11 protein-coding genes are annotated in these 14,043 nt (G+C 42.3%); 10 read left to right on the top strand and 1 reads right to left on the bottom strand.

All coding sequences use genetic code 11. The annotated features are described in order from the left end of the window. The 8 genes from murD to lpxC all read left to right on the top strand — a co-directional run bounded on the left by murD (position 1) and on the right by lpxC (position 9,552). Complete coding sequence (murD, locus tag QPX86_RS18635) at positions 1–1,326, top strand: UDP-N-acetylmuramoyl-L-alanine--D-glutamate ligase (protein ID WP_220753624.1); 1,326 nt, start codon at positions 1–3, stop codon at positions 1,324–1,326. Then, positions 1,313–2,527 (top strand): cell division protein FtsW, encoded by a 1,215-nt coding sequence (ftsW, locus tag QPX86_RS18630; RefSeq protein ID WP_285165202.1) that lies wholly within the window; start codon positions 1,313–1,315, stop codon positions 2,525–2,527. Before murD ends, ftsW begins: the two co-directional genes overlap by 14 nt. Before the next feature lie 8 nt (positions 2,528–2,535). Then, the gene (gene murG, locus QPX86_RS18625) at positions 2,536–3,624 is read left to right on the top strand and encodes an undecaprenyldiphospho-muramoylpentapeptide beta-N-acetylglucosaminyltransferase (protein ID WP_285165201.1); all 1,089 of its coding nucleotides are present in this window, start codon (positions 2,536–2,538) and stop codon (positions 3,622–3,624) included. A 1-nt stretch (position 3,625) separates the two neighbouring features. Continuing rightward, the gene (murC, locus tag QPX86_RS18620) at positions 3,626–5,068 is read left to right on the top strand and encodes a UDP-N-acetylmuramate--L-alanine ligase (protein WP_285163495.1); all 1,443 of its coding nucleotides are present in this window, start codon (positions 3,626–3,628) and stop codon (positions 5,066–5,068) included. A 103-nt stretch (positions 5,069–5,171) separates the two neighbouring features. Beyond that, entirely contained in the window at positions 5,172–5,984 is an 813-nt protein-coding gene (locus QPX86_RS18615; RefSeq protein ID WP_407696606.1) for a cell division protein FtsQ/DivIB, read from the top strand. Next, a complete protein-coding gene (gene ftsA / locus QPX86_RS18610) occupies positions 5,985–7,220 on the top strand; it encodes a cell division protein FtsA (RefSeq protein WP_102526855.1) in 1,236 nt (411 codons plus the stop codon). Positions 7,221–7,246: 26 nt separating this feature from the next. After that, positions 7,247–8,428: a cell division protein FtsZ gene (gene ftsZ / locus QPX86_RS18605; RefSeq protein ID WP_220753622.1), complete on the top strand. Its 1,182-nt coding sequence runs from the start codon at positions 7,247–7,249 to the stop codon at positions 8,426–8,428. 203 nt (positions 8,429–8,631) lie between these two features. Continuing rightward, positions 8,632–9,552: a UDP-3-O-acyl-N-acetylglucosamine deacetylase gene (gene lpxC, locus QPX86_RS18600; RefSeq protein WP_220753621.1), complete on the top strand. Its 921-nt coding sequence runs from the start codon at positions 8,632–8,634 to the stop codon at positions 9,550–9,552. A 5-nt stretch (positions 9,553–9,557) separates the two neighbouring features. Here lpxC and QPX86_RS18595 read toward each other — a convergent pair whose 3' ends face one another. Beyond that, complete coding sequence (locus tag QPX86_RS18595) at positions 9,558–10,010, bottom strand: DUF721 domain-containing protein (RefSeq protein ID WP_220753620.1); 453 nt, start codon at positions 10,008–10,010, stop codon at positions 9,558–9,560. Between the two features lie 27 nt (positions 10,011–10,037). On the opposite strand from QPX86_RS18595, the gene QPX86_RS18590 reads away from it, so the two are divergent. Then, a complete protein-coding gene (locus tag QPX86_RS18590) occupies positions 10,038–10,937 on the top strand; it encodes a M23 family metallopeptidase (RefSeq protein WP_220753619.1) in 900 nt (299 codons plus the stop codon). 58 nt (positions 10,938–10,995) lie between these two features. Continuing rightward, the gene (secA, locus tag QPX86_RS18585; RefSeq protein ID WP_285163490.1) at positions 10,996–13,716 is read left to right on the top strand and encodes a preprotein translocase subunit SecA; all 2,721 of its coding nucleotides are present in this window, start codon (positions 10,996–10,998) and stop codon (positions 13,714–13,716) included. The last annotated feature ends 327 nt before the right edge of the window (positions 13,717–14,043 follow it).

Below are 14,043 nucleotides of genomic sequence, written 5' to 3'. Positions count from 1 at the left end.
ATGCAATCAAGCTATTCACATATTGTTTTGGGGTTAGGTGCAACAGGTTTATCTGTTGTGCGTTATCTGATGTCCCAAGGTATTACACCATTGGTGATGGATAGCAGACGAGCGCCACCTGGACAAGAAACGTTAGCGCAGGATTTTCCTGATGTTGAGTTGCTTACAGGCGGATTTGTATGTCGTTACTTAGTGCAAGCGAAACAAATTATTGTAAGCCCAGGCATCGCAGTTGATACTCCAGAAATTCGCGCTGCGATTGATATGGGTATTGAAGTTATTGGGGATGTGGAGCTGTTTGCGCAAGCAGTAGCAGATAGAGCGCCTTGTGTTGTTGCAATTACCGGCTCAAACGGTAAAACCACTGTGACTACGCTTGTTTACGACATATTGGAAGCAGCAGGTAAAAAAGTTGCTGTCGGCGGCAATATTGGTATCCCAGTGTTGGATTTATTAACGACTGACGCAGAATACTTTGTCTTGGAACTATCGAGCTTTCAATTAGAAACAACCCATAGCTTGAACTGTATCGCTGCCACTTGCTTGAACATAAGCGAAGACCATATGGATAGGTACCACGACATCCATTCCTATCGCGCTGCAAAATTACGTTTGTATCAGCAAAGCCGTTTTGTCATGTTCAACCGTGACGATCAGCTGACGTTTCCTGATGAACCAACAAACCAAAACACTTTTGGTTTAGGTGTTCCTGAAGGAGATGAGTGGGGCATTGCTGACGGCAAGATATTGCATGGTGAAAGCGAAATCATGAATTTACATGAAGTCAGCTTAATCGGCAGCCATAACCAAGCTAACTTGTTAGCAGCTATGGCATTAACAGATGCTTGTGGCATTGATAAGAGCTTCATGATTGAGATTGCATCAAACTTTGTTGGTTTAGAGCACCGATGTGAAATGGTAGGCCTTAAGCAAGGTGTCACTTATATTAATGATTCTAAAGCAACCAATGTTGGCGCCACCGTTGCTGCATTGAATGGACTAAGTGATCACTTAGGTGATTTGATTTTAATCGCCGGTGGTGAAGGTAAAGGCGCAGACTTTAAAGAGCTGGAATCTTCATTAAGCAATGTCACGCAAGTTATTACCTTTGGTAAAGACGGCCCTAAAATCGCAGCGTTAAAAGCAGATAGTATTTCAGTTAACAGTCTTGAAGAGGCAGTAGCGAAAGCGGTTGAAATCACCTTTTCAGGCGATATCGTTTTATTATCTCCTGCTTGTGCCAGTACAGATATGTACAAGAACTTCATGGAAAGAGGTCATCACTTTAAACAATTAGTGGAGCAGATTGAAGATGGCGAGGGGTGAGCAGCAACTGAGCTTATTCCAACAAGTCCTAAAGAGGTCTTGGCCAGATATATTATCTGAAACGTCGCCAGGCGATCAGCTTTATGACCGCAGCTTGTTTGTAGCAGTTGTAGGACTTATTGCCTTTGGTTTTGTGATGGTGATGTCGGCTTCTATGCCAGAAGCTCAAAAGCTGACAGAGAACCCGTTTCATTTTATTTATCGCCATGTGGCATATCTAATGGGATGCGGGATTATTGCTTACGCAGTACTGAACATAGAGTTGAAGTTTTGGGAGCGTTACAGCGCTTATTTAGTGTTGCTGGTATTACTCATGTTGGTTGCCGTGTTAGTGGTAGGCACAACGGTAAACGGTGCAACACGGTGGTTGTCTGTTGGACCCGTTAGAATCCAAGTAGCTGAAATAGCCAAGTTTGTTTTTATTATTTATATGTCCGGCTATTTAGTTCGCCGACATGGTGAGCTTAGAGAAAATAGCAAGGGTTTTATTAAGCCTATTATTGTCTTTACGCTGTTTGCTTTATTGATTTTGGCACAGCCAGACTTGGGAACAGTCGTTGTATTATTTGTGTGTACAGTCAGCTTGTTGTTCCTTGCTGGGGCAAGAATTTTAGACTTTTTAGTCTTGATGATTTTTGGTGTTGGCTCTTTTATATTCTTAGTGGTGTTTGAGCCTTACCGTATGCGAAGGGTCACGTCATTTTTAGACCCGTGGGAAGATCCATTTGGTAGTGGTTATCAGTTAACGCAGTCTCTTATGGCTTATGGACGCGGTGATATATTTGGTCAAGGTTTGGGTAACAGTATTCAAAAGCTGTCTTACCTGCCTGAGGCTCACACTGATTTTATCTTTGCAGTGATAGGCGAAGAGTTAGGTTTTGTAGGCATTGTTTGTGTATTAACTGTGTTGTTTTTTGTGTCGTTTAGAGCGATTCGACTGGGCAATTTATGTTTGAGTATTCAGCGTCCATTTGAAAGTTATTTAGCTTACGGTATCGGGATTTGGATTTGTTTTCAGACCGTTGTAAACGTTGGCGCAAGTATTGGCATGTTGCCGACAAAGGGACTGACTTTACCTTTTATTAGTTATGGCGGCAGTAGCTTGTGGGTAATGACTGCAGCGGTGATGCTGTTGATACGCATAGATTATGAAAGGCGGTTAAGTTTGACACAAGCGGTGCAAGGGAGAGTAAAAAAATGAGCCCTAATATGACAGATGCACCTAAATTATTGGTGATGGCTGGCGGCACGGGTGGACATGTATTCCCGGCGTTAGCTGTAGCAAAAGCGCTAGCTAAAAAAGGCTGGCAAGTACGCTGGTTAGGTACAGCAGATAGAATGGAGGCGCGTTTAGTGCCTCAACACGGTTTTGATATTGAGTTCATTGATATTAAGGGCGTGCGTGGCAATGGCATCATTAGAAAGCTCGCTGCGCCATATAAAATTTTACGCTCCATCATGCAAGCTAAGGCTTTTATCAATGAATATCAGCCGGACGTAATTTTAGGCATGGGTGGCTTTGCTAGTGGTCCAGGTGGAGTCGCAGCAAGAATTTCAGGCATCCCATTAGTATTGCATGAGCAAAATGCGATACCGGGGATGACAAATAAGTTGTTATCAAGAATCGCTAGCAAAGTGCTATGTGCGTTTCCGAATACCTTTTTACCAGCGACGAACGCCGAGGTAGTGGGTAACCCTATTCGACAAGAGTTAATCGAGTTAGGGCAAACTGCAAAGGTATGTGACGACACCGCATTAAAAGTATTAGTGGTGGGTGGCAGCTTAGGTGCCAAGATATTTAACGATGTGATGCCTGATGTTGTAGGGCAACTTAGCCAACAACACTCGATTACGGTATGGCATCAGGTAGGTAAAGGAAATGAGCCTACCGTGAAAAGTCACTATCAAGACAAGGGTCAAGCGGCCAGTGTCAATGTGGCAGAATTTATAGATGACATGGAAGCCGCTTATCGCTGGGCCGATGTTGTGGTTTGTCGCTCAGGAGCATTAACCGTTTCTGAATTAGCTGCAGTGGGTAGAGCCAGTATTTTGGTGCCATATCCCCATGCGGTTGACGATCATCAAACAAAAAACGCTTCAGTATTAGTAGAAGCCGGTGCGGCATTTTTATTACCGCAAACCATATTAAACGCAGATAATTTAGCCGAGAAGTTAACCCTTTTTGCTGAAGAAAGACACGTTGTTTTAGAGATGGCGCAACAAGCCAGAAGTGTTGCAGTGTTAGATGCAACCCAACGTGTAGCGAGTATTTGTGCTGAATTAGCACGAAAGGATTGAAATGACTAAAACAGAAAAGTATGCCCAATTACGCACCATGATCCCAGAGATGAGAAGGATAAAGAAAATCCATTTCGTCGGCATAGGCGGAGCTGGTATGGGCGGGATAGCCGAAGTATTAGTTAACGAAGGTTATCAGATCAGTGGCTCAGATATCGCTGTTAACAGTGTTACCGAAAGATTAGAAAATTTAGGTGCGAAGATCATTATTGGTCATCAGGCTGAAAGTGTTGCAGACGTTGATGTTGTCGTGGTTTCAACTGCAATTGATAAAGAAAATCCTGAAATTATTGCAGCAAAAAAGCGCCGAATTCCAATCGTTCGCCGTGCTGAAATGTTAGCAGAGTTGATGCGTTATCGTCATGGTGTAGCTATTGCTGGTACTCACGGTAAAACAACGACAACCAGTTTAATTGCTAGCGTTTATGGTCAAGCTGAGCGCGATCCTACGTTTGTTATTGGTGGTTTGTTAAATAGTGCAGGTACCAACGCACGTTTAGGTACCAGTCGTTATTTGATTGCCGAAGCAGATGAGAGCGATGCAAGTTTTTTGCACTTACAGCCAATGGTTAGTGTTATCACTAACATCGAAGCTGATCATATGGACACGTACGGTGGCGATTTTGAAAAGTTGAAAACCACCTTTGTGGACTTTTTACATAACTTGCCTTTTTACGGCGTTGCTGTGATGTGTATTGATGATGAAGTCATTCAAGAGATAATGCCAAGAGTGGGCAGACAAGTTGTCACTTATGGCTTTAGTGATATTGCAGATGTTCAAGCACTGAACTTTAAGCAAGTGGGACATCAAAGCCAATTTAGCGTTCGTCGTAAAAATCGTGAAGATTTAGATATTGTATTGAATCTTCCTGGTGCGCATAACGTGTTAAATGCATTAGCGGCCATTGCTGTTGCCAGTGAAGATGATATTGCTGATGACGCTATCGTTGCTGCGTTAGCAGAGTTTGAGGGTATTGGCAGACGTTTCCAACATCTTGGTGAGTTTGATACTCCGAATGGCAAGGTGATGTTGGTTGATGATTATGGCCATCACCCAAGCGAAGTATTAGCAACGATTAAAGCGGCTAGAGCTGGTTGGCCTGATAAACGCTTAGTTATGGCATATCAACCACATCGTTTTAGTAGAACACGTGACTTGTACGAAGACTTTGTTGAAGTGTTATCACAAGTTGACGGCCTATTGTTGCTAGATGTTTATGCTGCAGGCGAAAGCGTTATACCTGGCGCAGATGGTCGAACCTTGTGTCGCTCAATTAGATTACGTGGGCAGGTCGACCCGATTTTTGTGGCATCACCTGAACTATTAGCTGATGTATTGCCAGATGTGCTGCAAGAGGGTGACTTATTGCTGACCCAAGGTGCAGGTAATATCGGTGCATTGTCGAAGTTATTGTCATCGAGTAATTTAGGCTTCGATAAGTAATTGTCAAACTGGCGGATGCTAATAATTGATGAATGAATTTTATATTATAACTGTTTGTAAATATAAGCTTTAATACCGTCAGTATGCTAGATATAATGGTGAATTGCCCAATGAAAGTGACAGTGTACAGTTTGGAGTTGCATTAACTGTGGCGTGGAGTGATAAAGCTCGTCAACTGAAAGGCCATTTGAGTGAAGTCAATTGGTACTTGTATACAGGTTTGCTGTTTTTATTGACGGTATTGCTCACAATAGTTTGGGCAGGTTTGAAGTTAAATGTACTGCTTAATGATGCCGATGCATTGCCAATAGATGCTGTCGCGATAAAAGGTGAGCGAGTTTATACCTCAGATGCTGAAATTCAAGCGGCTTTGCAGGCATTGATGGAACGTAGTTTTTTTAGTGCCGATGTAGGTGAAGTGCAGCAAGCATTAGAGGCGTTACCTTGGGTTTATCATGCCTCTGTAAGACGAGAGTGGCCAGCAAAGCTTAAGGTGACCTTGCAAGAGCAACATGCTGTAGCTCATTGGAATGGCGATGATTGGTTAAACATTAATGGTGAAGTTTTTGTGGCGCAACCTAATGAAAGTATCGAGCGTTTGCCACTCCTTTCAGGCCCAGAAGAAATGTCTTCTGAAGTGTTAACTAGTTATCAGCAATTGTCTGATTTATTAAGTATTAATGGATTTAAGCTAGCAAGTTTAAGTTTAAGCCCAAGGCATGCATGGCATGCAACGTTAGATAACGGCATTCTGCTTGAACTAGGTAGAGAAGATAAAATGTCGAGAATACAAAGATTTATTAATGTTTACCCTGAAATAACACGCAATCAAAAGCCAATAGCAACCATCGATTTGCGCTATGACACCGGAGTCGCCGTTGGCTGGGACGATACTAAAACAGAGAGTCGACACTAAATGACCAAGAATCAGGAAAGAAATCTTATCGTAGGCTTAGACATTGGTACGTCCAAGGTCGCAGTGATCATTGGTGAAGTACTGCCTGATGGTGAGATTAGCGTGGTCGGTTTAGGCAATCACCCTTCACGTGGCATGGACAAAGGTGGCGTGAATGATTTGGACTCTATCGTTAAAAGTGTGCAACGAGCACTAGATCAAGCTGAGTTAATGGCCGATTGCCAAGTATCATCAGTGTATTTAAGTATTTCAGGTAAGCACATCGCATGTCAGAACGAAAATGGCATGGTGTCTATTAACGATGAGGAAGTGACACAAGAAGACGTTGATAATGTTATTCATACTGCGCGGTCGGTAAAAATTCCGACAGAAAGACGGATTTTACACGTGTTACCGCAAGAATATTCAATTGACGTTCAAGATGGTATTAAAAGCCCTATTGGTATGTCAGGTATGCGAATGGAAGCGAAAGCTCATATTGTCACCTGTGCCAATGATATGGCAAAAAATATCACCAAGAGTGTTGAGCGTTGTGGCTTAACAGTAGATGACTTAGTTTTTTCTGGTATTGCTTCGGCTGATTCAGTATTGACCAATGATGAAAAAGACTTAGGTGTGTGTATTGTCGATATTGGTGGCGGAACCACTGATATTGCTGTTTATACCAATGGTGCATTGAGACATTGTGCAGTGATATCGGTTGCTGGTAATCAAGTGACCAGTGATATCGCTAAGATTTTTAGAACACCATTAACTCATGCTGAACAGATCAAAGTGCAATTTGCCAGTGCAAGAAGCTCAATGGTGAGCCGTGAAGACAGCATTGAAGTGCCTTCAGTAGGTGGGCGGCCATCACGGAGTATGTCTCGTCATACATTAGCGGAAGTAGTTGAGCCAAGATATCAGGAATTATTTGAACTGGTATTAAAAGAATTAACTGACTGTGGTTTAGAAGATCAAATAGCCGCAGGCATAGTATTAACAGGCGGTACAGCATCTATAACAGGTGCTGTTGATATTGCTGAAGCGACTTTCGGCATGCCAGTTAGGGTAGCCTCACCGCTACCAGTAAAAGGGTTAAATGAATACGTGGATCAGCCTGTCTATTCTACTGGAATAGGGCTGCTTCATTATGGCGCCAGACGTGTTATCGAACGTCAGTTCGAACGTCCTGAACGTCAAGGGGTTACCAGTCTTTTGAATCGGGTCAAAAGCTGGTTTAAGGGTGAATTTTAATAACGCAGACTAACGGAGATCAGACAATGTTTGAGATCATGGACACACATAATGACGAAGCGGTGATCAAGGTCATCGGCGTCGGTGGTGGTGGCGGTAACGCTGTCGAACATATGGTTAAACACAGCATCGAAGGTGTTGAGTTTATCGTAACGAATACGGATGCTCAGGCATTACGCAAGTCAGGTGCTGGCTCTACGATTCAATTAGGACGTGATGTCACTAAAGGTCTAGGTGCTGGAGCAAACCCTGATGTAGGTCGCCAAGCTGCTGTTGAAGATAAAGAAAATATCCGCGCTGCAATTAAAGGCTCGGATATGGTCTTTATCGCTGCAGGCATGGGTGGTGGTACTGGTACTGGTGCTGCACCTGTCGTTGCTGAGATTGCTCGTGAAGAAGGTATTTTAACCGTTGCAGTTGTAACTAAGCCTTTTCCTTTTGAAGGCAAGAAGCGCATGACATTTGCCGATCAAGGTATTGCTGAACTTGCAAAGCATGTTGATTCGCTTATCACTATCCCAAATGAAAAGTTACTAAAAGTATTGGGTCGTGGTACTTCGCTACTGGATGCGTTTGCTGCAGCCAACAATGTTTTATTAGGCGCTGTGCAGGGTATTGCTGAGTTAATTACTCGTCCTGGTTTAATCAACGTGGATTTCGCCGACGTTAAAACGGTAATGTCTGAAATGGGTAATGCCATGATGGGCACAGGCGTTGCTACTGGTGATGACCGTGCTGAAGAAGCTGCTGAAGCGGCTGTTGCAAGTCCATTACTTGAAGATATTGATCTAGCTGGTGCGCGCGGCGTATTAGTTAACATCACAGCAGGTATGGACATCAGTATTGAAGAGCTAGAAACTGTGGGTAATCACGTTAAAGCTTATGCATCTGATAATGCAACAGTGGTTGTTGGCGCTGTGATTGATCCAGAAATGAGTGAAGAGTTACGTGTAACGGTTGTTGCTACAGGTATTGGCGCTGAGAAAAAGCCTGATATCCAATTAGTGACTAAGCCTGTTTCACGTCCAGAGCCTGCTCCAGTTGTTGAGACAAAAGTTGAGCCAGTTGAAGAGCAAAATGTAGCATCAAGCTATGTTGCACCGACAGGCAACGCTGTTCCTGCTCCTCAGCAAGCAGCGCAACCTGCAGCACGAGTTGACGGTGATTACTTAGATATTCCAGCATTTTTACGTAAGCAAGCTGATTAGTTGCTGATAGTAAAATGAAAATCTAGAAAGCCTAAGATGTTGATAAAATGTTGCTTATGTAAGTAGAGGCGGATAAAAAGACTGTAAAGGGTGTTTTTTTGTGAAAAGACAATTTTATGGTAGTATACCGCCTCAGCTTACTGGGTATACTCAGTATATAGCTCAAGAATGTTTATTTAAAAGTGATTAAAACGGGTAACTGAATGATTTTTCAAAGAACTGTTCAAAAAATGGTGAAGAGTACTGGTGTCGGATTGCATTCCGGCAACAAGGTAACTCTGTGCATTATGCCCGCACCTGTCAACACTGGTATCGTACTTAGACGTACAGATTTAAGCCCTGCAGTGGAAATTCCTGCAAAGGCTCATCTTGTTCGTGAAACAACTATGTGTACGGCATTAGTTAATGATGAAGGTGTTCGCATTTCTACTATCGAACATTTATTTGCAGCACTTGCAGGCCTTGGCATAGATAACGCTGTTATCGAAGTTGATGCTCCTGAAATCCCGATTATGGATGGCAGTGCAAGTCCGTTTGTTTTTTTACTGCAAAGTGCAGGAATTAAAGAACAATCGGTAGCTAAAAAATATATTAAAATCAATCAAACCATTCGCGTTGAAGACGGTGATAAGTGGGCAGAGTTAAAGCCATTCAAAGGCTTCAGAGTTGATTTCAAAATCGACTTTAATCACCCTGAAATTTCGCGCAGTCAACAACATATGGTGATGGATTTTTCAACATCTGCTTTTGTTAAAGATATTAGTCGTGCTAGAACGTTCGGCTTTATGCAAGATATCGAATACCTGCGTGCTAACAATTTAGCATTAGGTGGCAGCATGGAAAATGCTGTTGTGCTTGATGAATATCGTGTCCTTAACCCTGACGGTCTGCGATATGAGGACGAATTTGTTAAGCATAAGATTCTTGACGCATTTGGTGATTTATATGTAGCAGGACACGCCATTGTTGGTGAGTTCTGTGCATATAAAACAGGTCATGCTTTAAATAACCAATTGGTTAGAGCATTACTTGCACAACAAGAAGCTTGGGAATTGGTCAGCTTTGAGAATGAAGTTGATGTACCACTTAGTTTCATGGTGCCAGGCGCTGTATCTTTAGCGTAAAAATATTAAGATTGCCTATTACGGCTGGCTAATGCAGCCAGCCGTTTTAGTTTTTCGCCAAGAGAACCTTCTACGTGATCAGCCAATGACTGCAGGTGTTGTGCAGCTGCAGGGCTGATTTTTGCATAATTAGTTGGTGCTTTACTTGGCGTAATTGCTATCCCTGGGTTGACTTTAACCTCTATAGCGGTAAGCATTGGAAGCGTTTCTTCCTGAAGTTGTTGCAGTAGTTTGGTCTTTTGGAAATTTATTCTAGCAGCCCATGCAGCCGAAGTAGTTTCAATAACAAGAACACCCTGACGAAGATTAGCGACTTTTAGCTGTTCACTAACAGGACCATTTAAGCACTGCTTAACGTAGTTATTCAGTTGGTTTAACAGTTCTGCTTTCTCAGCGAGTTCCGGTAATGTTCCCGATTGATGTAGTAATCTACTGAGATCTTGAGGGGGCTTTTTCATATGATAATAAGATGGCTGAGTTAGGCTATGAGTGTAACAGTTTTTATTCAAGGTCGAAATGGAGTAACGCGTTGGCATCCTAGCAAACGTTGGTTACTTCTACCTATCCTTTTAGTGGCGGCAGGAACTGGTCTTTACCAGCAGAGTGCTGATCGTTTTGCTGCGCAGCAAACCAAAGTTGATGAAAATCAGAAATTGCGCGAACAGCAAAAACAACAAGTCATTAATCTCAAAAAAGCGACAGAAACACAATTAAGCACCTTAGTTGCCCACGTCGCGCGTATGCAAGCTAACGTTACTCGTCTTGAGGCGTTAGGCCAGCAAGTTGCCGAAAATAATTTACTTGAAGATCAGTTCGATTTTTCTACCGAAGTGGGTGTCGGTGGGTTAAGTGAAATAGGCGCAGGTGTTGAATTAAACCAACTGTTAGATGACATGTCACAGTTGGCCTCCAGAATTGATAATAATAATGTTCAGTTATCACTACTTGAAACAGTGGCAACTAATCTCCATATAGATAAAGAACGTTATATATCAGGGCGACCAATCGTTAAAGGTTGGTTATCTTCGCCCTACGGTTTACGAAATGACCCTTTTAATGGTCGTAGAACATTGCATAAAGGCATTGATTTTGCGGGCAAGGAAGGCGGCGATGTGATTGCTACTGCTGCAGGCGTAGTTACATGGTCAGGAAATATGCTTGGTTATGGCGGGCTTGTGGAAATTGATCATGGAAATGGTCTTCGCACTCGTTATGGGCACAATAAATCTATGTCAGTAAACCTAGGTGACGTCGTTGCCAAAGGCGATAAAATTGCCAGTATGGGTAGCACAGGCCGGTCGACCGGTCCCCACGTGCATTACGAAGTGTTGCGAAACGGACAGCAAATAGATCCAAGAAAGTTCGTGTATCGCAAGGCTAGTTAATAACATTTTCGGTTAAGTCGCTCATTTGAGCTCAACCTACAAGAGATAAGTGATTAAGATGTTAGGCAAATTACTGACAAAAGTATTCGGCAGTCGTAACGACCGTACCTTGAAAGGCCTTGGTAAAGTTGTAACTAAGATTAATGCATTAGAAGCTGAATATGAAAAGCTGACTGATGACGAACTAAAAGCAAAAACAGAAGAGTTTCGTCAGCGCATAGAAAATGGTGAAACATTAGAAGCTATTATGGCTGAAGCATTTGCTACAGTTCGTGAAGCATCAAAGCGTGTATTCGAAATGCGTCATTTCGACGTCCAATTATTAGGTGGTATGGTGCTAGATAGTAACCGTATCGCTGAAATGAGAACGGGTGAAGGTAAAACACTTACCGCAACACTTCCTGCATATTTAAATGGTTTAACGGGTAAAGGTGTTCACGTTATTACAGTGAATGACTATCTTGCTGGTCGTGATGCTGAAAATAACCGTCCTCTTTTTGAATTTCTAGGTTTAACCGTCGGCATTAACGTCGCCGGTCTTGGCCAAGTTGAAAAGAAAGAAGCGTATAACTCAGATATTACTTATGGTACTAATAACGAGTTTGGTTTTGATTACCTTCGCGACAACATGGCGTTTTCGCCACAAGAGCGAGTTCAGCGTCCACTTCACTATGCACTAATCGATGAAGTCGATTCAATCTTGATTGATGAAGCGCGTACACCGCTAATTATTTCAGGCGCTGCTGAAAACAGTTCTGAGCTATACATCAAAGTAAACACGCTAATTCCAAATCTTATTGTCCAAGAGAAAGAAGACACCGAAGATGAGATTGGTGAAGGTGACTTCAGCGTCGATGAAAAAGCAAAACAAGTTCACTTCACTGAACGTGGACAAGAAAAGGTAGAACAACTACTTATCGATATTGGCGTATTAAACGAAGGTGATTCACTTTATTCGGCTGCCAACATCTCTTTATTACATCACGTTAATGCAGCACTTCGCGCTCATACATTGTTTGAACGCGATGTAGATTATATTGTTCAAGATGGTGAAGTGATTATTGTTGACGAACACACTGGTCGTACAATGCCAGGTCGTCGTTGGTCTGAAGGTTTACATCAAGCTGTAGAAGCTAAAGAAGGTGTAAACATTCAAAACGAAAACCAAACGTTAGCGTCTATTACATTCCAAAATTACTTCCGCCAATATGAGAAGTTAGCTGGTATGACAGGTACCGCTGATACTGAAGCATTTGAGTTCCAGCACATTTACGGACTTGATACAGTAGTAGTACCAACTAATAAGCCGATGGTTCGTAATGACATGGCTGATTTGGTTTATCTAACTGCTACTGAAAAATACAATGCTATTATTACCGATATTAAAGGTTGTCGTGAGCGTGGTCAGCCTGTACTTGTGGGTACAGTTTCGATTGAGCAGTCGGAGCTATTAGCAACGTTATTAAAGCAAGCTAAGATCCCACACTCTGTACTAAACGCGAAATTCCATGAGAAAGAAGCGCAAATTGTTGCTGATGCTGGTAGTGCCGGTACGGTAACGATTGCAACTAACATGGCAGGTCGTGGTACCGATATCGTGTTAGGCGGTAACTGGAAAGTTGAAGTCGAAGCACTTAATAACCCAACTGAAGATCAAATAGCGCGTATCAAAGCTGAATGGCAAGTGCGTCATGATGCTGTAATCGCTTCTGGTGGTCTGCATATTCTTGGTACTGAACGTCATGAGTCGCGTCGTATTGATAACCAATTACGTGGTCGTTCTGGTCGTCAAGGTGATGCGGGTTCTTCACGTTTCTACTTATCAATGGAAGATAGCTTAATGCGTATCTTTGCATCAGATAAAGTAACGGGCATGATGAAAAAACTGGGTATGGAAGAAGGCGAAGCCATCGAGCATCCATGGGTATCACGTGCTATTGAAAATGCTCAACGTAAAGTTGAAGCGCGTAACTTCGATATTCGTAAGCAATTACTTGAATATGATGATGTTGCAAATGACCAACGCCAAGTTGTTTACTCACAACGTAATGAGTTGATGGATGCGGAAAGTATCGAAGATACTATTTCAAACATCGAACAAGATGTGATTAGTACTGTTATCGATCAATATATTCCTCAGCAATCGGTTGAAGAGTTGTGGGATGTACCAGGTTTAGAACAACGTCTTGAACAAGAGTATGGTTTAAAACTGACGATTCAACAGTGGTTAGATACTGAAGATGATTTACATGAAGAAACGTTACGTGAGCGAATCGTAACGAGTTGGAGTGATGCATACAAAGCTAAAGAAGAAATGGTCGGTGCACAAGTGCTTCGCCAATTTGAAAAAGCGGTTATGCTGCAAACGTTAGATGGCCTTTGGAAAGAGCATCTCGCAGCGATGGACCATTTACGTCAAGGTATTCATTTACGCGGTTATGCACAAAAGAACCCAAAGCAAGAGTACAAGCGTGAATCTTTTGAGTTATTCCAGCAAATGCTAGAGTCACTTAAACTCGATGTCATCAGCGTATTGTCTAAGGTTCAGGTACAAGCTCAATCAGATGTTGATGAAATGGAGCAGCGTCGTCGTGATGAAGAAGCTAAAATTCAACGCGATTATCAACACGCAGCGTCAGAAGCATTAACTGATAACACAGAAGCTGAAGCGGCAATCCCAAGAACGGTTATCCGTGATGGGGAAAAAGTGGGTCGTAATGATCCTTGTCCATGTGGTTCAGGTAAAAAGTACAAGCAATGCCATGGCAAACTAACTTAATTTAGCTTTCCTAAGTACATTTAATTAAAGCAGCTATTGATAGCTGCTTTTTTTATATCGACAAAACTGTATAAGAAACAAGCGCTAGAGACTAGTTTGTGGATAAAGTTGTGGATTAATAGTGATTAGCTTGTGGCTAAATAGAATCTTTTAAAATAAATGAAATTAATTGAAAAAAGCCCTTGCGGTGTTTCAGAATCTGCCTATAATGCGCATCCACTGACACGGCAAACCACGCAATAGCATGGTGTACACGCTAAATCAGTTCACTGTAAAGTGACGCTGAAAAGAGTTTTTAAATTAGTTTAAAAATGACTTGACGCGAAA

Source organism: Shewanella goraebulensis (assembly GCF_030252245.1).
Lineage (GTDB): Bacteria > Pseudomonadota > Gammaproteobacteria > Enterobacterales > Shewanellaceae > Shewanella > Shewanella goraebulensis.
The sequence above is the reverse complement of the archived record's forward strand: the minus strand, read 5'-3'. Positions and strand labels throughout refer to the sequence as shown.